At 69.5% G+C, this 19,718-nt stretch carries 14 protein-coding genes and 1 pseudogene; 6 read left to right on the forward strand and 9 right to left on the reverse strand.

Annotation, left to right across the window (positions count from 1 at the left end):
* Positions 1 to 206 precede the first annotated feature (206 nt).
* The 5 genes from ACFY1J_RS44965 to ACFY1J_RS44985 all read right to left on the reverse strand — a co-directional run bounded on the left by ACFY1J_RS44965 (position 207) and on the right by ACFY1J_RS44985 (position 8,687).
* Positions 207 to 800: a hypothetical protein gene (locus ACFY1J_RS44965; RefSeq protein ID WP_390733237.1), complete on the reverse strand. Its 594-nt coding sequence runs from the start codon at positions 798 to 800 to the stop codon at positions 207 to 209.
* 186 nt (positions 801 to 986) lie between these two features.
* Entirely contained in the window at positions 987 to 1,187 is a 201-nt protein-coding gene (locus tag ACFY1J_RS44970; protein WP_363300998.1) for a hypothetical protein, read from the reverse strand.
* Positions 1,187 to 6,067 carry a DNA repair ATPase gene (locus ACFY1J_RS44975; protein ID WP_390733238.1) on the reverse strand — a complete coding sequence of 1,627 codons (4,881 nt, stop codon included), beginning with the start codon at positions 6,065 to 6,067 and terminating at the stop codon, positions 1,187 to 1,189. Before ACFY1J_RS44975 ends, ACFY1J_RS44970 begins: the two co-directional genes overlap by 1 nt.
* A 74-nt stretch (positions 6,068 to 6,141) precedes the next feature.
* Positions 6,142 to 8,208: a flotillin family protein gene (locus ACFY1J_RS44980; protein WP_390712636.1), complete on the reverse strand. Its 2,067-nt coding sequence runs from the start codon at positions 8,206 to 8,208 to the stop codon at positions 6,142 to 6,144.
* Between the two features lie 74 nt (positions 8,209 to 8,282).
* The gene (locus ACFY1J_RS44985) at positions 8,283 to 8,687 is read right to left on the reverse strand and encodes a hypothetical protein (protein WP_390712635.1); all 405 of its coding nucleotides are present in this window, start codon (positions 8,685 to 8,687) and stop codon (positions 8,283 to 8,285) included.
* A 238-nt stretch (positions 8,688 to 8,925) separates the two neighbouring features.
* Here ACFY1J_RS44985 and ACFY1J_RS44990 point away from each other — a divergent pair, with 238 nt between their 5' ends.
* Both ACFY1J_RS44990 and ACFY1J_RS44995 read left to right on the forward strand, forming a co-directional pair.
* On the forward strand, positions 8,926 to 9,984 hold the full coding sequence (locus ACFY1J_RS44990) for a PucR family transcriptional regulator (RefSeq protein WP_390712634.1): 1,059 nt from the start codon (positions 8,926 to 8,928) through the stop codon (positions 9,982 to 9,984).
* A gap of 122 nt (positions 9,985 to 10,106) precedes the next feature.
* A complete protein-coding gene (locus ACFY1J_RS44995; protein ID WP_390712633.1) occupies positions 10,107 to 10,415 on the forward strand; it encodes a hypothetical protein in 309 nt (102 codons plus the stop codon).
* 469 nt (positions 10,416 to 10,884) lie between these two features.
* On the opposite strand, the gene ACFY1J_RS45000 is transcribed toward ACFY1J_RS44995, so the two are convergent.
* The 3 genes from ACFY1J_RS45000 to ACFY1J_RS45010 all read right to left on the reverse strand — a co-directional run bounded on the left by ACFY1J_RS45000 (position 10,885) and on the right by ACFY1J_RS45010 (position 14,941).
* Positions 10,885 to 11,415 (reverse strand): TerD family protein, encoded by a 531-nt coding sequence (locus ACFY1J_RS45000; RefSeq protein WP_390712632.1) that lies wholly within the window; start codon positions 11,413 to 11,415, stop codon positions 10,885 to 10,887.
* Positions 11,416 to 11,969: 554 nt separating this feature from the next.
* On the reverse strand, positions 11,970 to 13,877 hold the full coding sequence (locus tag ACFY1J_RS45005) for a hypothetical protein (RefSeq protein WP_390733239.1): 1,908 nt from the start codon (positions 13,875 to 13,877) through the stop codon (positions 11,970 to 11,972).
* A gap of 197 nt (positions 13,878 to 14,074) precedes the next feature.
* Entirely contained in the window at positions 14,075 to 14,941 is an 867-nt protein-coding gene (locus ACFY1J_RS45010) for a potassium channel family protein (RefSeq protein WP_390712630.1), read from the reverse strand.
* A gap of 594 nt (positions 14,942 to 15,535) precedes the next feature.
* Between ACFY1J_RS45010 and ACFY1J_RS45015 the strand changes: the two genes are divergently transcribed.
* From ACFY1J_RS45015 to ACFY1J_RS45030, 4 genes and pseudogenes are all read left to right on the forward strand, one after another.
* The gene (locus ACFY1J_RS45015) at positions 15,536 to 15,724 is read left to right on the forward strand and encodes a hypothetical protein (protein ID WP_390733240.1); all 189 of its coding nucleotides are present in this window, start codon (positions 15,536 to 15,538) and stop codon (positions 15,722 to 15,724) included.
* On the forward strand, positions 15,721 to 16,374 hold the full coding sequence (locus ACFY1J_RS45020; RefSeq protein WP_390712629.1) for a cytochrome b N-terminal domain-containing protein: 654 nt from the start codon (positions 15,721 to 15,723) through the stop codon (positions 16,372 to 16,374). Before ACFY1J_RS45015 ends, ACFY1J_RS45020 begins: the two co-directional genes overlap by 4 nt.
* Positions 16,371 to 17,327, forward strand: a complete 957-nt coding sequence (locus ACFY1J_RS45025; protein WP_390733241.1) for a hypothetical protein — start codon at positions 16,371 to 16,373, stop codon at positions 17,325 to 17,327. Before ACFY1J_RS45020 ends, ACFY1J_RS45025 begins: the two co-directional genes overlap by 4 nt.
* 216 nt (positions 17,328 to 17,543) lie before the next feature.
* Positions 17,544 to 18,410: pseudogene (locus tag ACFY1J_RS45030) on the forward strand (integrase); the annotation flags it as partial.
* 814 nt (positions 18,411 to 19,224) lie between these two features.
* Here ACFY1J_RS45030 and ACFY1J_RS45035 read toward each other — a convergent pair.
* Positions 19,225 to 19,638 (reverse strand): hypothetical protein, encoded by a 414-nt coding sequence (locus ACFY1J_RS45035; protein WP_390733242.1) that lies wholly within the window; start codon positions 19,636 to 19,638, stop codon positions 19,225 to 19,227.
* Between the last annotated feature and the right edge of the window lie 80 nt (positions 19,639 to 19,718).

Below are 19,718 nucleotides of genomic sequence, written 5' to 3' on the forward strand. Positions count from 1 at the left end.
CGATGACACGACAGGCCACCACTCCCACGGGATCGCCAAACCTATGCCTGAACAGCGAAAACGCCGCCCTCAGGTTCGATACGACAACAGCTACTAAGGGCGTATGCCGCACCGCCCCTCAAGCGTTGACGCGCTGCCAACGCTCTCCGTACCAACCTTGACACGCGACTGATCCGGCTTCACCGGCCCCGTCGGCTGTCGCCGGCTCAGCTGGTCTTCCCACCCCAGTGCGTGTGGATCCGCTCCCACTCCATGGCCCATTGCCCCAGACGCCGCCGGTCCAGTGCCCCGCGCACCGCACGCGTGCCCGCCCACACCAGACCGCCGGTGCCCGCCGTTGCCAGCACGCCAACCGCGGTCGCCTGCAAGCGTGCCTCCGGTGGATCAGCGGGCTGCGACGTCAACTCGCCCCGCGCGTCTGTCCATATCTGCACCTGGCTCCCCGCACGGGCACCAGCCGTCACCTTGGTCCGTCCGGTGCGGGTGTGTCCGTCCGGGACCGTCCACCGCACCTCGACCGACACTCGGCTGCCATCACTGAAACGCGTGGCCACCCCGTCCGACACGGTGCTGACGACGACAGCCACGACCTCCCGACGCTCCGCCCGTTCCCCCTCCGCGCCCCGGTCAGCCACCACCGCCGTCACCACGCCCACGGCAGCACCGCCCAGCAGAGCCAGCGCCCAGGCGGCGAGCAGCACCCAGGCTTCGACGAGATCGCTGGTCCGCCGCAGCGGGCTGCGCCGCCACCGCCACAGGGTCACGGTCGTACGTCGGCGTCCAGGCCGCCCCTTCGCCATGAGCCGTCACCCCCCTCACGACCACCAGCACGTCACCACCAGTGCCCTCCCAAGAGCTCTCCGCGCCTCTGAGGGAGCCGCTGGACGCACGGAGCGCGTGGTCCTCGTTTGCCGACTGGGCGAACGAGTACCGGCCGGGGCAGGAGCGAGTCAAGACCCAAGAAGGCCGAAAGCCCTGTCCCGGCGTCACTCGTGCTCACGCAGGAACCGGTTCTGGTAGGCGTGGGCCCTGCGTCGTGTGGACCGGATGTTTCGGGTGGCGGCGGACTCGATGCGCAAGGTCTCGGGGTGCGCGGGCATCCGCCGTCGGTCCCGGCGGACGAGCACGGCCGTGCAGACCGCGACGATCAGCGCGGCGGTGGCGAGGGGGACAAGGAAGGACGTCATCACTGCTCCTTGGGCTCGGCCGCGTGTCGGGCCTTGGGGTTGGCGAGCAGGTTGCGCGGGTCCGTCACACGGGTGATGGCCGATTCCACGCCGGCCACGCGGTCGGCGAGCAGGCCGAGAGCGGCGACAGCCCGGGTGAGGGGGTCTTCTGCCGGGCCGCCGAGGGCCTGCGTGCGGACGTACGCGGTCTTCAGCTCGGCCCAGCGTGCGGCCTGTGCAGGCGTGAGCGTGCCGCGCAGCTCGGCGAGTTTGAGCAGGTTGGCCTCGGCCCCGCTGGTGAGAGTCTGGGCCTCTGCGGCGAAGTGGTCGTCGATGACCGCGGCGAGTTCGGCGTCGTTCATGACCGGGCGCACACGCTGGGCGATTTTGTTCATGGTGCGATACGAGCCCTGGAGCCGGAACGGCGGCTCGATGCGCGTGGCGTCGGACTGCGCGGCGGACGCGATGTAGGTGGCGTTGACCGCGAGAACCGTCTCACGCGCGGTGAGCAGGTGGCGCAGTACGGCGACGATCTGTTCCACCTCGGCGGGCGCATAGGGGTACGCGAGCTGGTCCGGTCGGGCCGAGGGGTCGGCGGTGGCGAGCCGGACGAACAGGTCGAGGTCGGCGCGGTCGCGCCCGGCGAGCGGGGCGAGCACGGGGTTCGAGGTGAGCGCGTTCTCCAGGAAGCTGTACGCGAAGGCGCCCTCCTTGCCGGTCAGGACGTCGCCCAGGTTCCAGACGTCGGCGCGGTTGGCGAGCATGTCGGGCACGCGGAAGCGCTCGCCGGACTCGGTGTAGGGGTTGCCCGCCATACAGACCGCGAAGCGCTTGCCGCGCAGGTCGAATGTGCGTGGCTCGCCGTCCCGCACCCCCTCCACGCGCCGGGTGGCGTCGCACAGCGGGATGAACTTCTGCAGCAGCTCGGGCGAGGTGTGCTGGATGTCGTCGAGGTACAGGAGGGTGTTGTTGGCCGCCGCCAGCGCGAAGTTGATCTTCTCGATCTCCTGGCGGGCCGTGGCGTTCGGTGCCTCGGCCGGGTCGAGCGAGGTGACGGTGTGCCCGAGGGCCGGGCCGCTGACCTTCACGAGCATGAGGCCGAGGCGGTCGGCGACGTACTCCATCAGTGTCGTCTTGCCGTAGCCGGGCGGGGAGACGAGCAGCAGGAGACCGCCGGTGTCGGTGCGCTTGGTCTCGCCCGCGGTACCGAGTTGCCGGGCGAGGCTGTCGCCGACGAGCGGCAGGTAGACCTCGTCGATGAGCCTGCCGCGGACGAAGGTGGCCATGGAGCGCGGGCGGTGGTCGTCCAGCCGGAGGCGGGTGCGTTCGGCGGCCACCAGGGCGGTGCGCCGGCGCTGGTAGGAGCGGAAGGCGGGTACGTCCCGCTCGGCGAACCGCTTGGTCCGGGCGAGGAACTCGTCGATCCGCAGGGTCAGGCCGCGGCCGGTGATGAGCAGATGCGTGCCGAGCAGTCCCGCGACCGTGGTCACGGTCGAGGCGTCGGACCCGTAGCGGGACAGGTCCGGGCACAATTCGGCGGCCACCGCCTCGGCCAGGTCTCCGGCGGCGGCCTCCGTGCCTGTGGCGGAGACGTACGCCGACAGCCATGCCTCGGCCAGCTGGCGACGGTCGGCGAGGTCGTCAAGGGCGGCCATGTCCTCGTCGTACGCCGAACTGTCCACAGTGAGGCGGAACTTGTTGAGCAGCGTATGCGCGCCGACGCTGAGGACGAAGCCGTCGGGGCCGGTCGTCAGCTCCTCGAAGAGGTACGACGCCGCCGCCGGTGCGTCCTGCCCGGACCATGCTCCGATCGCCCGGGCCAGCTCCTCCTCCAGGTCGGCGATCATGGGCGCCAGGCCGAACGTGTCGCGGGCCCGGGCGAGGGACACCGCCCGCCGGGTCCACGTCGCGCGCGCCTCGGCCGTGGTGCCGTGCGTCCAGAACAGCTGTGCGGCGGCGCGGGCGGCGGGCTCGTGGCGCAGCGGTCCGGCCTGCTCATACAGGGGGAGGAGCGCGGTGAGGATCAGCGTGGCGTCGTGGTCGTGGACACCACGCTCGTAGCCCTCGTCGTACGCCTCCTCCGCTGCCTTGCGGACGAGTGCGAGCAGGTCGTCGGTCAGCGCGAGGGCGGCCGGTCCGTGTTCGGTCAGCAGGCGGGCGGCGAGGTGTTCGGCGCGGTAGACCTCGGGCGACTCCGACGGCAGGTGGCGGTCCCAGTAGGGGCGTGTGGCGGCGAAGTCCGGGTCGGTGACCGGGGAGCGGTAATCGGTGCCGGTCAGGGCGAGGGAGAGGCCATCTCCGTGCGGGACCAGGGTGAGGTCGAGTGGCTGGGTGCTGACGGCGAAACGGTGGGTGCCCAATCGGAGGGTGCGGCCGCCGTCGGCGTACAGGTCGGTGCGGTCACGCAGGGCACGGGTCGCCTCATGACGCGCGGCCTTCAGGCGGCCGTCGAGTTCCTCCGCCCGTACCGGGTCGCCGAGTTCGCGCAGTTCGTCGGCGGTGCGGCGGACCTTTGCGACCATGGGGTCGGAGGCGAAGTAGGCGGAGACCACGTCGGCGTCCGCGAGCGTGGCCGCTCGCCGGGCGATCGTCTCCAGGACGCGGGCGGCGGAGGCAGCGAGCTGCTCGGCGCGGCGGGCACGGGCGTCGAGGAGGCTCTGCTTGCGGGCGGAGAACGCCTCGTAGACCTCGGTGCGCTTGGCGGCGAGCTCGCCGAGGAAGTCGTCGAACTCCGCGAAACGGGACTCCAGGTTCTCCAACCGAACCAGCCAGCCCGCGAGTTGCTCGTCATACGCCTCGGGGCTGTCGGCCGCCGCGAGCGCGCCGGTGACGGCCTGGCCGAGCAGCGCGAACTCGGCGGCGAACTCGGCGCGTCCCTCGCTCTCACGCAGGGTCCGGCGGCGGGCATCGAGCAGGGCGCGGGCGCGGTTGACGCCGCCGAGTACCTCGGCGATGTGCTCCAGGACGGACGTACGGACGGTGGCGTCGCCGATGTCGAGGCCGGCGACGACCTCGGTGACCGTGCGCAGCGTGTCGGCGTGGTCGTCGAGCCGGGCCGCGACGGGCTCCGCCTCGGCCACGCTGCCGATCGACTCGGCGTCCGCGGCCAGCTGCTCGACGTCGGTGTGGTGCTCGGCGAAGGCGTCCTCGCGGGCGAGGAAGGCGACGGCCCGCTGCCCGAACGAGGCGAGGTTCGCCTCGGCCTCGGTGGCAAGGTCCTCGATGCGGTCGGCGTCGGCGTACCGCATCTCCTTCAGGGTCAGCAGATGGCCCTGGGCGTGTCGCAGTTCGCTCAGGCCGCTCACCCAGGCAGTGGCACCGCGCGGCGCCTCACCTCGCAGCCGGCGCACCACCGCGGCCAATCTGTCCGCGGCCTCGGCGAGTGCGTCCCCGGCCTGACGGGTCAGCGCCTGCACGGTCCGGAACTCAGCCAGCACCTGCTCGGCCGTGGCCCGTACGGCGTCCAGTGGGGCACACAGGTCGCCGAGTTCGGCCTCGCCCAGCCAGTGGTGGCTGTCGGCCGCCCGGACGCAGGCGCCGACCAGCGACTCGTACACCTCGACCGTCGGCGTGGTCTCGGCGACCGAGCGGCTGATGGACAGACAGTCGGCGATACCGCGAACCAGGTCGGCGTTGCCCACACGGCCCAGCGGGCCGGTACCCGTGGGGGCGGCGTAGGTGTCGGAGACGTAGGGGGAGGACCACAGCTGGTGCGGATGGACTCGGGCAGGCTCCTCGCCCTCGGCCCGCAGCAGCAGCATCAGGGTGCCGTCGTCGAACAGAGTCCAGCTCCGGCAGGGCAGCGGCGCGGCGACCTCCTTGCGGATCATGTTGTACGACAGCAGAAGGCTGCGTCTCTCGGCACGCGTGTGGAAGGCGTAGAGGACGTCCTCGCCGTAGGGCGAGCGCACCTCGCGTTCGAACTCCAGGTCGGTAGTGTCGAGTTCGTACGTCTTGTGGGTGCCCGTGGCCAGGCAGTAGCCGCCGGGGAACACGATCCCCTGGTCCTCGGGGAGGCGGCGGCACGCCTGGCCGATGCCGTCGAGGCGGACCACGGTCCGGGTGAGGGTGCTGAAGACCAGATAGCGGTGGGCGTCCTCCTTGTAGGGGCGGATCCGCAGCAGGATCAGCGCGCCCACGCGCGCGTGCGCGATGTCCGCGTCGGCGAGGGACTGGAGTGGCTCGTCCACAGGCTCGCTGTAGAGCTCCGCGTCCTGCTCCGTGGTAACGGTGAGCGTGCCGCCCACCGTCGAGACGAACACCTCGCCCCGAACGGAGACACGCGGGTGACGGCCCAGGACATGGTCCTCGCGGGTCGCCTCCGCCCAGGCGAAGTCGTGGGAGGGCGCGATTACGTGGTCGCGCTCGCCGCGCGCGTCCAGGAACGTCGCCTGCCCGTCCTCGGTCAGTGTCCAGCGCAGTACCCGGATGTCGTCGGTCGTGTCGCCGGTCTGGAAGACGGCCAGTAGCCTGCCGTCGACGCGGCGGAGCCGGAGGAGGCGGGCCTGACGGTAGTAGCGGTGCAGAGCCGCGAACTCCCGTACGAAGGAGGGGTCGTCGAGCAGGCCCGGTACGGCGTTCTCGGGCAGCCGGTCCAGGTCGCGGTCGTACAGCGCGAGAACGTCTCCCACCTGCGGATCGGGCCGGCCGGCGTTGTATCCGAACAGCAGGCGGTTCCCGACCGAGACCACGTCCCGGGGCACGCACGGGTGCTCGGTCCGCAGCGGGCCCGTCCCCGTGAGGTCGAGCCGCGTGGCGCCGAACTCCTCGACACGACGGGCGTTGAGGAGTTCGGCTCCGCGGGCCAGCTCGGCGGCCTGGGCGGTAAGCCGGTCGCACAGCACCTCGTACGTGCCGGTGTCGAGGGCGTCGTACGACGTCGTCTCCAGGGCGGTTGCCATGGATCGTGCATCCCTTCAAAAGTCGCGGCCCGGAGCTGCCGTCCCCTGTGCGGCAGCTCCGGCACCGCGGGTCATCAGGCCCTGGCCTTGCCGTTCAGGGCGGTGAGCGGGGTGTCCGCGAGGCCCAGCTCGCCCGCGCGGTCGAGGAGCTGCTGCACCTGGCCGGCGTCGGTGCCGCCGGACTTCATCAGCTTCATCAGCAGCGCGGACACGGTCAGGTTCTGTACGTCGGACGTCGAGGCCGAGCCGAGGATCCGGCTCAGGTCGTCGGTGAAGCTCGACGTACCGTCCAGCCACGGCTTCGCCAGGGCCTGCGCGGTCCCGGAGTGCTCGATGAAGCCGTCGACGCCCTTGCCGAGCGCGATCGCTCCGACCAGCCGGTCGAAGAAGACCGACTCGCCGCCGACGATGTCGATGTCGGCGTTCTCCAGCCCGGTCGCGAGCACCGTGGCCTGTGCCTCGGCGACCTGCCGCTGCACGTCCAGGCCGGCCAGCCGGATCTCCTTCTCCGCCTGCAGCCGCAGCCGGTACTCCTCGTGACCACGGGACGCCTCGTCCAGGGCAGCCATCGCCGCCGCCTTCTCGGTCAGGCCGGCCGCCTCCGCCTTCAGCTTCTCGCCGATGGCCGTGGCCTCGGCGAGCGCCTTGGCCTGGGCACCCTCTGCCTCGGCCCGCAGCTGTGCCTGGGTGCCTTCCGCCTCCGCCCGCATCCGGGCTTCGGTGGCGGCGGCCTCGGCACGGCCGGCCTTCTCGATGACCTCGGCCTCCTTGTCGCGGACCTGGACGGCGGCCAGACCTTCGGCGGCAGCCTCCGCCTGGACGCCCTCGGCCAGCCGCAGCTTGGCCCGCGCATCGAGGTCGGCTGTCTTCAACCGCGCCTCGGCCAAGGTGAGTTCCTCGGCGGCGCGGTGCGTGGCGGCCTGCTCGGCGGCCTCCGCGGCCTTGATGTCCTTGACGAGCTTCTCCTGCGCCTCCGCCTCGGCGGCGATGATCACGGCCTGGCGGTCGCGTTCCGCCTGCTCCACGGCACGCAGCTTCTTGATGGACTCCTCCTGCTCGGCGACCGTACGGTCCACAGCGACGCGCTCGCGGATGACCTCGGCGATGTCCCGCTTCTCCGCCTCGACCTCCTTCTCGGCGGCGATCTTCGTCAGCTGCGTCTCGCGCTCGCGTCCGATGACCTCCAGCAGGCGGTCCTTCTCGATGCGCTCGTTCTCGACGGCGATGACCCGCTCGCGGTTCTTCTGCGCGACAGCGACCTCACGGGCCTGGTTCTCGCGCTGCACCCCGAGCTGCTCCTCCGTGCGCAGGAAGGCGCTCTGCGCCCGCAGCCGCTCCTCCTCCACCACCCGCGCGGTCTCGGCCTCCTCGCGAGCCCGAGAGGTCTCGATCTCCCGGCGCTGCTTGATCTCGGCGTCCGCCTGCCTGCGCTCCAGCTCCAGGATCGTCTCGCGGGCGTCGACGTTCTGCCGGGTGATCTCCTTCTCCTCAGTGCGCTGGGCCTCGTTGGTGCGCACGTGTTCCACGGCCGTGAGCTCGGTAATCTTGCGGATGCCTTGCGCGTCGAGGACGTTGGCCGGGTCCAGCTGTGACAGCGGCGTCTGCTCCAGGTAGTCGATCGCCGCGTCCTCCAGGTGGTAGCCGTTGAGGTCGACACCGATCAACTCGATGATCTTGTAGCGCAGTTCCTCGCGCTTGGTGTAGAGGTCGGTGAAGTCCAGCTGCTTGCCCACGGTCTTCAGTGCCTCGGAGAACTTCGCGTGGAACAGGTCCTGCAAAGTCTTCTGGTCGCTCGCCCGTGCGGTGCCGACCGCCTGGGCGACCTTGATGACGTCCTGGACGGTCTTGTTGACCTTTACGAAGAACGAGATCCGGATGTCGGCGCGGATGTTGTCCCGGCAGATCAGCCCATCCCGGCCTGCCCGGGTGATCTCGATCGTCTTCACCGAGATGTCCATCACCTCGGCCTTGTGCAGCACCGGCAGGACGACCTGCCCGGTGAAGGTCACATCGACCTTCCGCATCTGCGAGACGATCAGCGCCTTGCCCTGCTCCACCTTGCGGAACAGCCGCGAGACGGCCAACAGTGCTGTGACAACGAGAAGCAGGCAGACAGCGGCGAGCACGCCGATGGCATTCATGGCATACGTCCTTGATGCGTAAGGCAGTTGAAGTAGGAAGCGGGGGCAGGGCCCTGGCGGAGGTGAGCCGGGGCTCAGCCGGTGCGATCGCGAGCCGTGCGGCGGGCGGACCCGGGGGCGTCGGGGAAGAGGCGGTACAGCTGCCGGACGAACAGACAGGTCAGCCGCCAGGCGACGAACAGCGCGGCCACCGACCCCACCGGGCGCAGAACCCCGGTCACGACTCCCGCCGGCACGAGCGCCGCGAGCAGCGCTGTCGCGCCGACGCCGAGAAACCAGGCGAGCACCGTCAAGAGGGACAGCGCGACCGCCACCGGCACCCCGCCCATGCCCCACGTGTCCAGGTCGAGGTCCGCGTCGAAACTGCGGGAGCGCATCACGCCGACTGCGACCAACAGCCAGAAGAACACGACCACGACGAGGGCGGCAGTGAAAAGGATCAGGGGAAAGCCGGTGGCGGCCTCCACGAGCGTCCGCATCTTCCGACTCCCTCCCCGCATAAAGCGCATATGGACGGCGCACTGCCTCCGCTCGGGCCCCGGCCCGGGCACCTGCCGGTGCCCGGCACCGGAACCGTCCGCAGTGCTCCCCGCACGGCATGATGCACGGCCGAAGTGCGGCCGCGCATTGCCGGTTCCCGGCAGTGTTCATTAGGGTCTGCATGCCGGTGAGCCGCTAAGAAACCATCACCGGGACATCAAGATTCCGGGGGACGGCGTGACGGAGCGGGAGATACCCGAGCAGTATCTGGACGGTTATGCCCGGATCCTGGCCGAGGTCTCGGCCACCGGCCGTCGCCTGACCCGCGAGGAGATCGAGTCCCGACGCGCCCTCGGGGAACAGGCCGCGGACGCCGGCCACGGTCTGCGCGCTCTGGTAGGAGCCCACCTCGCCGCAGCCCGCGCCGCTTGGCCGGACACACCGGGATCGGCCGACAGCACACTCGCCGCCGTACAGCAGGTCGTCGACGCCTTCGCCGAGGGCTACGAACGCGCCCAGCGTCTCGCCGTGCGTCAAGAGGAGGCCGCCCGCCGGGAGTTCATCGACGACCTCCTCTACGGCCGTAGCGACCTGGGCCGCCTCGCTGAACGTGCCGAACGCTTCGGCCTGCGCCTGTCCCACGCCCACGCGGTCGCCGTCGCCCAAGGCCCGGCAGCCTACGACGAGGGCAGCGCGGTTGCCCGGCAGGTGGAGCAGGCGCTGCTGGCTCGCTTCGGCAACCGCAGCGTCCTGCTCACCACCAAGGACGGCCGGCTGCTGTGCATCGCCCCCGGCCACGAGGACGAGGTCCTGCCCTACTTCGCCAAACAGGCGCACGCCGCCACCGACGGCGGCCGGGTCGCCATCGGCCGCCCGCAGCCCGGCCCCGGCGGAGTCGTCCAGTCGTACGAAGAAGCCCTGAGCACCCTGGAGATGGCTGAACGCCTCGGCCTCGACGACCCGGTCCTGCGCGCCACCGACCTGCTCGTCTATCCCGTCCTCACGCGCGACCGCCAAGCCATGGCCGACCTCGTGGTGAACACGCTCGGCCCGCTCACCACCGCCCGAGGCGGCGCCCAGCCCCTCCTCGACACCCTCACCGCCTATTTCGACTCCGGCTGCGTCGCAGCCGAAGCCGCCCGCCGCCTCTCCCTGAGCGTGAGGGCCATGACATACCGCCTGGAACGCATCCACCAGCTCACCGGCGCCAACCCTGGCGACCCGGCCCACCGCTACATGCTCCAGACCGCCGTCATCGGCGCCCGGCTGCTCGACTGGCCCGCCAAGGAGCTCTGACGGCAGCGCCCGGGAGGCAGTGTGGCAGTGCGGCGCCATCAAACACTGCCGAGGCCCGGCATGGTCCGACCGGGCCAGGGCCTGCAACCATCGGCCGGGCGTGATCGAGCCGAGGAGTGGCGATGAAGTGGTTCGTGGGAGTCGGTATGACGCTGGGCCTGGCGCTCGTCGTCTACGGGGCCCTGTGCATGCGTACGGGGTGGGCCTTTCCCTGGGCACGCAGCCGCGTCACGCGTCCCTGGGCCCACGGACTCGGCGCCGTATTCATCGGCGTACCCTGCCTGGTGCAGGGACTGTTCTACTTCGGGATCACACCCAGCCTGTCCTGGGAGATCCGCTTCTTCGGCTCGAACGCCTTCACGCTTGCCGGGCTCGGCCCCCTCGCGGTCAGCCAGATGCTGCCCAGCAAGGGCACATCCCCTCGACGCTGATCAGCCAGCGGGCCGCCAGGACTTCGGTGTTACGGCTGACGAGACGGCCTACACCAGGGGTCTGATTCGGCACGTGTTTCCCACCTAGTGAGGAAATCCAACGATCAGCCAAGCCCATGAGGCGCGGTGCTTCCTCCGTCTTGCCGCGGCAGCGGTGGCGTTCACCCTCCTGGTGAACCTGCTGCGTGGCTGGCCCATGCTGTTCACGGTAGCCACACTCCTCGTCGCCGCCGGGTTGTACTCCGCTGGAACCGCGTCGGAGACCCCACCGGCATCGAGGCTGAAGTCAGCCGGTTTCCCTATTCCGTCGCGCGTCGACACGTTCCCATGTTGGGCCAGTGTGGAGCCGACCCGCCCTTACGAGGACGAGCGCCTCACTCCCGTGTCCGGTCGAACCACTCGGCAGCTCCACCGGGGATGCGCGAGAGTACGGAATGCGCCGAGCGACCGGAAGTGGGACCAGCCGCGCTTACTGCGCGATGCGGCCCATCTCCGTGGTGAAGAGCACGGGGTCACTGTCGAAGCCCCGGATCATCTCGTGCAGTTCCCACGCCCCGGTCGCGTTCCTGGTGAACTCGGCGACCGTCGCGGCCGTGGCCTCGTCGACCCGGCCGAAGTCGTCCGCCAGCAGCTGCCGGTATCCCTCGATGACGACCACCCCCGCGTTGGATATGTCACCGAAGGTGCGGGGGCCGCTGTCCTGGTGGATGGCCACCCCGACCACCACCCGCCCGTAGACGGATGACAGCCGCTCGAACTCCAGCTCCATCACCTCGACAAACCCGAAGCCCATGCCGGTCTGGCTGTGCCGGCTCATGTTGATGGTGCCGTCCGGCGATCGGCTGTCGTAGTGCACGACATACGCCGGCCGCCCGTAGGGATCGTCCGCCGGGTACGTCGTCGCGATGATGTCGAGGTGCCGAGGCGGTTCCCCGTACGGACTCGGATCCCACCGGAGCCGCACCTCGACCTTGCCCAACCCCTGGCCCCCACCACTCACCTTGCCACTCCCCTCGGGACCATCGCGAGACCTTTCTGCGTGGTCAAGTATGTATTCCCAACGGCGCTTTGACGCCTCCTTAGCGGTCTTCCTTGGGGCATCGACATCGTGCTGCCTCACAGTGACCGTGTTGGCGCGCCGGCAGCATGCTTGCTGCCTGGTGGCGCTGCATCCGCCTCAGACCCCCGAGGATGCGGGCCTTTTCTTTTCGGCTCCGCCGCCTATTCGAAGCCGATCAAGTGCTCGCCCTGGCCGTCAGTCGGGGCGTCACTAGCCCCCGCGACCGGGCGCGGGGGCCCACGGCGAGATCCGTCAGTGACTGGGATCGGCATCAGGCGGCCGTCTTCTTGGGCGCGGCGCGACTGAGGCCAACGGGAATGTGGCCTTGGCCGCCGATTGTGCATGATCGGTCCGCACGTCGGCACCCGCCGCCTCCGACGGCGTCGAGATCGGCATGGTCGGTCACCAGGTGAACCTTGGCTCCTCGCGCTTCGCGAGATGAGCCGTCCTGCCGCGCGCGAGCGACGGCTTGGGACACAGTGGCCACGGTGTATTCACCCAAGAACCCAGGATCCGACGGCGAGGGCGGTGAGGACCAGCAGGACGGGGCCCAATGGCAGGCCGCGGTCGCGGGGGAAGACGGAGCGGGCGGGCCGCAGCTCTGGGTGCGCGTGCAGAGCGGTGATCTCGTCCACCATGCGGACATATGACGGATACAGGTTGAGCCGACGTTCCGCCTTCGGCAGGCCCACGCCCGAAAGTTGCCAGGTACTGCCGTCCGACATGGTGATCAGCACGCTCCCTTCCGCTGTGTACCGGGCCGCTCGCAACCGTTCCCAGGGGACATGCCGTACCCTCCACGCCCCTGTCAGCCATAGCCCCGAACTGTCCGCGCTGACCCGCCAGTTGAGCTGCTTGGCAGCCGGGCCGAACCACGTCAGAAGGCCGGGCAGGAGAGCAGCCCTCCAGCCGAACCCCTCCGTCACGAGCGACTGAGCGATGAAGGCGGCGCCCGCACCCACGCACAGGGCCAGGGCCAGGCCGCATGTGCGCGCCATAGCGCCAGGTCCCCAGCGCAGAGGATGTTCCGCAGGGCGCAAGCGCGTGGGAACGCCCTCCGCCGCGGGTGGACCCTGTGGGTCCGCGGCCGCGGAGGTAGTTCCTGCCTCTTGGGTGGCGGGTGTCGGCCCCGTGCCGGGGCGAGGCAGCCGGACAGGGCTGGTCGTACGGATCACGACCGGCTGGGCGTCCCTGTCGGTGGTGGCGAGGATCAGTTCGCCGCCTTCGTACGGAGAGCCGAACATGACGGCTTCGTGCAACCGGGTGTCGATGACGAGCGGCTCTTCTTCGTCCGCTTCGTCATGTCGGTGCTCTGCATCGTCCTCGTTCGCGTTGGGCCGATCCGCTGTGAATCGGCCGACGAAGATCGGCGCACGAGCGGCTGTGTCATCTCCCGCGTAGATCCAGATCCGCCCGTCGTCATCGATGCGTTCCAGCACGCGCAAGGCCGGCACCGGTGCCCGACGCAGGACGGCGGCGCGGCGCCGGGCCAGGAGACCGGTGAGCAGCATGGAGCCTCCGGGCAGGCCGCCGGCCAGGGTGAGCAGCTGCCAGTCGAAGGCGTCGTACGGCTCTGCTGCCAAACGCCGCCACCTCCCGTCCTCCAGTACGGTCACGGTGCTGCCGATGCGGTAATCCTCGGGGTAGGACGCGCTGAGGGTCAGGCGCCGGGTGTCGTCGGTGCGCACCCGGACCGACTCCTCGCCCCGGCCGACCACTTTCGCGGTGGTGCGCTCGGCACGATCCGCGCGGTGCTGGTCTACGCGGATGCCATCGAGTCCCTGAGCGACGGCGAAGGCGGCCACCCCGACAAGAAGCAGCCCTGCCGTGATCGGGATCGTCCCGCGCCGCAGTCGGGCGGACGGGTCGGGTAGTGAGTGCCGGACCTCCGCGGCGCGCTTCACCAAGTCTCGTTGCCGGTGACGGGCGGCGATGCGTGCGAAGGCGGCTACACAGCCGAAGACCAGGGCCACGAGTACAGAGATGTTGGCGACCGCCGCCATCGGTCCGCGGCCTGGCAGTTCCACCCGCGCGACGATGACCGCCAAGACGGGTGCGGTGAGCAGCGTCAGCTCCGGCAGCCGGGCGAGCCAGTACAGAAGTCCCACGGCCAGCCCCGTCTCTGCCATGCCGAGCCAGTCCGCACCGCACGGAGCGGCATCGCTGCACGGCCGGTCCGGCGTCGCCGCGTTCGCCCAGACCACGGTGATCAGCAGTGCCCATATCGACCACAGCGGCCGCGCCCAGGGCGCGCCGCGGGCGCGCGTCCACTGGGCAGCATCATCTGAGGACCAGATGGGCGTGCCTGCCGGCACGGAGCCGGAAGGTATCGGGAAGGGAGACTCGGACACCCGAGGATTATGCGGTGCGGCTGGCCGATCGCCATTGTCAGCGTGCGGCAATGTCCTGGGCCCGGATCTGCAGGACGAGCCGCTACCCGCATGGTCAGCACATGACGGTCTGCGGCCTCGTGGCCAACCAGTGCCGGCCTTGGCAGCCATGTTGCTTTTCGCGGGCGGCCTGTACAGCCGTGGCACCGGGCCTGCCGACCACCAGCACCGCCGCATACGAGCCCGGACCGACTCCTCCCCCGGCTCGCTCAGGGGCTGCCGTGGTCGCGGGCGTAGGCGGCCAGGACCTGCTGCCGCGTGCCCCCGGTGTGCAGGAAGCGCTGGTCGAGGACAGTGGCGAGGTCGTCGAGGGCGATGGCGAGCACGGCTGCGGCGCTCCGGGCCTCCGGGCGCTCTGTTCGACTTGTCCGCTCGGCGAGGTCGGCGGCGTAGCCGAGGGTGAAGACCAGCGAGATGTCGCCGGGGCCGTCGTGGAAGTAGTAGGACTCGGGGTATTGGAGGAAGTCCACGCAGGTACGTGCGATATCGGCAGCGAGTTGGCCGAGGACGGCGGCCCCCACGTCGGAGGCCGGTTGCCCAGCTGCCGGATCGGCGCGGCGCAGCTGGGAGATGCGTAGTGCCAGCGCCCGTCGCCGGGCCAGAGCCGGATAGATGCCGAGGATCCAGGAGACGGTGGCGGTCAGCAGCGCAAAGCCGACCAGTGCCTCAAGCGGTGCGATGATGCGCAGCCAGTCGGCGGAGGGTGCGATGTCGCCGAGGCCGAGCGTGGCGACGGTCACCAGTGAGAGGTACAGGGCGTCCACCGGCCCGGAGTGCTCGGACGGTTCCAACGTGCCGGCGAAGGAGAACGCCTCAGGCATGTGCGGCCAGTACACCAGGGCCCAGCCCACGGCCACGGCGCACGCCCAGGTGGCCACCACCGTCACCATGCCGACAGGGCCGGCGAGCCCGGCGGCGCTACTGTTCTTGCGGCCCCGGGTGGACAGCCGCCACAACAGCGACATGACGACCCTGCTCAGGCCCCCGTGCCGGGTGGGATGCCACAGGGTGTGGAACACGTCTCGCAGGATGATCAGTACCACTGCCACGCCGATCAGTGTGACCAGCCATTTCATGGAACCTCCCGGGCTCGCCGGCCTCGGGTCCAGCATGCGGCGGCTCCCACCCGGAGACGATCATCCGCCACGCCCTGTCCGCCGCCCCCAAGCCGATCGGGCCGGAGTTGGTGGAGCAGCAGCCCGCCGCGAAGCGGGTGATGATGCCTGTACGTACAAGTCGGTCATCCCGTTGGCAGGCTCGGCGTAGATCAGGGGGCTTCATGGCGCCCGCCACTCTCTGCTGGCATGAGGTCGGCCAGCGTGGTCGCCAGCGCGCGGATAGTCGGAGCTTGGTGAGGATGCGCCAGTTCTTCCGGTTCGGGCGGGCGTTATATCGAGGTCCCTCGCAGAGCTGTCTCTAGGCGCTTTGAGGTCGTGACCGGCGCACGTCAGCTCGGACGGCGTGGCTTGCACCCTCATCTGCTACCGACGACTCGCCGAATGAGATGAGCTATTGGCGCAGATCCCACCGGGATGAGCGAGGAAGGTATACGCCGCGGACAGGTCACTCTCACGCGTTTGAGCCGTTCGGCCCATGACCCGGGCGGGTCGGCAGGCCGAGGGTTTTACAAGGCGCTCTACTTGCTCTCGGACTTCGAGGGGAGCCGGCTCATGACAGGACATCCGCACTCTGTCGAGCGCGTGCTTTCCGCGCCCATCGATCTCAACGGGACTGGGCACTACATGCACTGGGGAGTGGTGCAGCTGTCTGTCGCCAACCTCGTGGTCATCGGGGTGATGCTGGTCGTCTTCGTGGGGGCCCTGCTCCTGCCCTTCCCCCGAGGGCGAGGCCGAGGATGAGCGAGGTAGGCCGAGCCGGCGGAGGCTGGACCGGAGCGGTCCGGCGGCGGGCGGTGCGGGCGCTGCCCCCGGACAAGTTGCTGCCGGACACCCAGCCCGCGTACATGGCCTCATGGATCTACGTCTTCGGTGTGCTCACCGTGGCTGCGCTGATCGTCGTCCTGGTCACCGGCGGGGTGCTGGCCCTGAAAGGGCCCGCATGGTGGCACGTCTCGGGGGCCGGCAAGTACGTGAACAGCCTGCACCTGTGGAGCGTCGAGCTGTTCATGTTCTTCATGGTCATCCACCTGTGGGGCAAGTTCTTCATGGCCGCCTGGCGCGGTCGGCGGGCCCTGACCTGGGTCACCGGTGCGGTGTGCTTCTTCGCCTCGGTCGGCACGGCCTTCACCGGCTACCTGATCCAGCAGAACTTCGACTCCCAGTGGATCGCCGGGCAGGCCAAGGACGGGCTCAACTCAGTCGGCATCGGCGCGTTCTTCAACGTGTTGGACTTCGGCCAGATGCTGATGTGGCACATCGTCCTGCTGCCCTTCGCCCTGGCCTTGCTGACGATCTGGCACATCCTGCTGGTCCGGCTGCGCGGGATCGTGCCGCCGATCGACGCCACGCTCGATCCCGCGGACGGACCCACGCTGGCGGCATCGCCATGACCCGACGCCCCTGCAAGCCCCCCGTGCCGGACCCGGCCGCTTTCCCCACCAGGCCCTACGACCTGGTCAAGGAGTTCACGATCGCGCTCGTGGTGGTCGCGCTGCTCACCGCGGGCTTGGCCGCCGTCTTCTCCTCGCCCGACGTCAAGCCGGTGACGCTGGCCTCCTGGTCGAGGGCCGACGGCGCCGACTTCACGGCGACCGCTGTGTCCGAGCTCGGCGGCACCAGCGGCACGGCCGGGTACGGGCCGCCGTACAACCACACGCCGGGCGCGGCGCAGAAACTCGGGCCGGTCGGGCTGCAGAGCGCCGCGGGGGTCCGCATCCCGGTGGACACGACGAACGACTTCGTGCTGCGTCCACTGCGCGACGCCCCGGAACCACCCGCCGTCAGCGCGGCCCTCGCCACCTGGTCCGCCGCTCCGGCGGCCCGGCACCAGGCATGGACCTCGGCCTACTCCGACGCCCTGGCCAAGGCCGGCGGCGGCACCCCCGCGAAGGGCGATTACGGCCCGGTCCCCGTCCTCGTCGCACGCCTTCTCAGTCTGGCCCGCAGCGGCGCACTGGATGGCGAACTCCAGGCGGAGGGCAAGTTCTACCAGACCGACTACACCCGTCCGCTGCTCTTCCTCTCCGACGGTTCCTACCTGGAGTCCCTTGCCCGTGCCGAGCACCTCGGCGGCGACCAGTGGGGGATGATGAACGAAACCGGGGACTACCCGGGCCAGGCGTGGCTGTGGCTCTACACCTTCTGGTACCAGATCGACCCCTTCAAGTCCTCCGGCAACGCCGACGCCCTTATCTGGGGCCTGATGGCCCTGCTCAGCCTAGGCCTGATGCTCGTGCCTTTCATCCCCGGAGTGCGATGCGTACCGCGCTGGACGCGGGTGCACCGGTTGATCTGGCGCACGTACTACCGCGAACAAGTTGTGGAACGGGACCGGCGGGAGTGATCCCCCGCTCTCCAACGTACGTTCGCTGCGGGTGGTTGCACCGCCGCAACGAACGCCAAGTCATCCAGTGCCCGGTCATTACCCCAAGACCGGGTGAGTGCGGGTGCCGATACATCATCTGCCCAGGCCGCAGCCTTGATCGTCGATCTATGGCATTGCCGCCCGCCGTTCCCCATGTCTTCCCGTGGTCCAGTGCGAACGGCATCATGATCTCTCGTGCTGCTGCGCCTGGCCTACCTCGCCGCCACCAACACCTGCGCACTTCTGCGCCTGCTGCCGATGAGCGACCGCGAGAAGGACATCGAGATTCTGGCGCTCAGACACCAACTACTCGTCCTTCAACGTCAGATCAGTAAGCCCGCTTTCACCGACACCGACCGCGCGATCCTCGCCAGCCTGCTCCACCACCTCCCGATGGACACACTGCGGCGCTTCCTGCTTCTGGTACGGCCGGACACGATCCTGCGCCGGCACCGCGACCTGCTCGAGCGACGCCACGCTGCCACCTGTGTGCCCAAGAGCCGCGGACGCCCACCCACCATCCGGTCGATCCGCGCCCTGATCCTGCGCCCGGCCAGAGAAGATTCCTCATGGGGCTACCGCCGGATCCACGGCGAACTCGCTGCCCTGGGCGTCAAGGTTGCCGCCTCCACCGTCTGGGAGATCCTCAAAGAACACGGCATCCCGCCGGCTCCCGAACGTCACAGCACGACCTGGGCCAACTTCCTGCGTGAACCAGGCCGAGGCGCTGCTCGCCTGCGACCTGTTCGTGGTCCGACCCTGACCGGAGCGCGGCTGTACGTCTTTGCCGTCATCGAGCATTCGGCCAGGCGCATCCGGGTCCTGGGAGCCACCGCGCACCCGACCGCGGACTGGATCGTGCAACTCGGACGGAATCTGCTCATGGATCTTGACGATGCGGGCAGTAAGGCCAGATTCCTCATCCGGGACCGCGACGCGAAGTTCACGGCCGCCTTCGACGCCCTACTGACCGGCGCTGGGGTGAAGGTCCTCACGACCGGCATCCGGATACCGCGGATGAACTCCCTCACGGAGCGCTGGATCCAGACCAGTAGGCGCGAACCGGCAGGCGGGAACCCCCGCCTCGCACGCTTCATGTCAGCGGTGAGACCAGATCCCGGAAATCACTGAGAGTCTCGGAGGCGTCGCACAACGCATCCAGACCGTCGGCGTCGAGAAGAAGGAGCCTCTCTACGAAGCCCTGGGCATCGTCATCACGCACGACAACGCAACGGGGACCGCGACCGTAAGGTCGAGGCCCTCGCTTCCGTATCGTTACCGCGAGTGTCCGAGGGGCGAGTTGACGACTGACGATACGGTTGTGGTGGCCCAAGGGCGGCTCCGCCTCGGGAGCCAGTCGTGAGTCTTGCCCTGCATCTTGTCAGAGCTCATGGCGAGCGCCGATCCGGCTGGTCTTCCGTGGCCCCGACTGCCGGGCTGGCCTGCAACACTGCAGGTCAGGAATCCTCAGGGTGGTTTCAAGGATCGCCGCGCGCTCCACATGATGCGTCATCGGGAACACGTCGACTGCCGGGACCTGGACCTTGCGAGCGTCGGCGGCTATCTGCTTCTGGGGGTTCGCAGGAAGCCCTCGCCCACTACCGCGGCACCCACGCCACCACGATCGTCGAGTCCCTCGACCATGTCCTGCACCTCACCGAGCAACACGGCGGGACGATCTCGACGGGCCCGACGAGGTCCCTACCGGTCCCAACCTGACCGTACGGCACCCCGGCGGCGCGACCATCGAGTACGTGAAGTTCCAGGCAGCCGCGCAGTCAGCACTCGCATGAGATGACCAGCCGCCCCGAAGCGGACACGCCCGGTAAGAAGCACCCCCCTTGACTGACCCGGGCCTGCGCCCGAGATCGTTGTCTCAGGAGTCGTCGGAGAGGAAGTGCTCGGCGAGTGGGGTGCCGGCGAACTTCTCGTGCATCAGTCGGGAGAAGAGCAGCAGTGAGTTGCGCGGCCGGTGGAGCACCGCGAGGTCCTGGGCCTGCCCCGCGGCGTTGCGAGTGACCGTGACGACGACCTTCAGGGGCTCGCCCTGGATCGAAGCGTCGTAGATCTCCAGAAAGCCGTTGTCGCCGAAGTCGCCGGCGTAGCTGAAGTCTTGGAACTCGTACAGCTCGCGGGCCTTGACCACGATGGTCCGGACCGCTTCCGCTCCCCGCGCCGTGCCGTTCATCGCCCCGCCCTCCAGAGTGGCGTCGTCGGCCAGGTTGTCCAGCCACCACGGGTAGTAGCTCAGGCCCTGGCGATCGGTGTCGCTGGGTTCCGTGCTTGTCATGTCATGTCTCCTTCGATGTTTCGGCCGCGGGCCGGGTGTTCGGGGTGGGGCTGATGGCTGCTGTCACTCCGAGCCAACAG

It is taken from the genome of Streptomyces sp. NPDC001406 (assembly GCF_042895285.1).
Lineage (GTDB): Bacteria > Actinomycetota > Actinomycetes > Streptomycetales > Streptomycetaceae > Streptomyces.

Excerpts from the sequence above, each read along its gene's own strand:
- ACFY1J_RS44965 (WP_390733237.1), bottom strand. The coding sequence starts at position 800 with ATGGCGAAGGGGCGGCCTGGACGCCGACGTACGACCGTGACCCTGTGG.
- ACFY1J_RS44975 (WP_390733238.1), bottom strand. The coding sequence starts at position 6,067 with ATGGCAACCGCCCTGGAGACGACGTCGTACGACGCCCTCGACACCGGC.
- ACFY1J_RS44985 (WP_390712635.1), bottom strand. The coding sequence starts at position 8,687 with ATGCGGACGCTCGTGGAGGCCGCCACCGGCTTTCCCCTGATCCTTTTC.
- ACFY1J_RS44970 (WP_363300998.1), bottom strand. The coding sequence starts at position 1,187 with ATGACGTCCTTCCTTGTCCCCCTCGCCACCGCCGCGCTGATCGTCGCG.
- ACFY1J_RS44995 (WP_390712633.1), top strand. The coding sequence starts at position 10,107 with ATGAAGTGGTTCGTGGGAGTCGGTATGACGCTGGGCCTGGCGCTCGTC.
- ACFY1J_RS45025 (WP_390733241.1), top strand. The coding sequence starts at position 16,371 with ATGACCCGACGCCCCTGCAAGCCCCCCGTGCCGGACCCGGCCGCTTTC.
- ACFY1J_RS45010 (WP_390712630.1), bottom strand. The coding sequence starts at position 14,941 with ATGAAATGGCTGGTCACACTGATCGGCGTGGCAGTGGTACTGATCATC.
- ACFY1J_RS45020 (WP_390712629.1), top strand. The coding sequence starts at position 15,721 with ATGAGCGAGGTAGGCCGAGCCGGCGGAGGCTGGACCGGAGCGGTCCGG.
- ACFY1J_RS44980 (WP_390712636.1), bottom strand. The coding sequence starts at position 8,208 with ATGAATGCCATCGGCGTGCTCGCCGCTGTCTGCCTGCTTCTCGTTGTC.
- ACFY1J_RS45015 (WP_390733240.1), top strand. The coding sequence starts at position 15,536 with ATGACAGGACATCCGCACTCTGTCGAGCGCGTGCTTTCCGCGCCCATC.
- ACFY1J_RS45035 (WP_390733242.1), bottom strand. The coding sequence starts at position 19,638 with ATGACAAGCACGGAACCCAGCGACACCGATCGCCAGGGCCTGAGCTAC.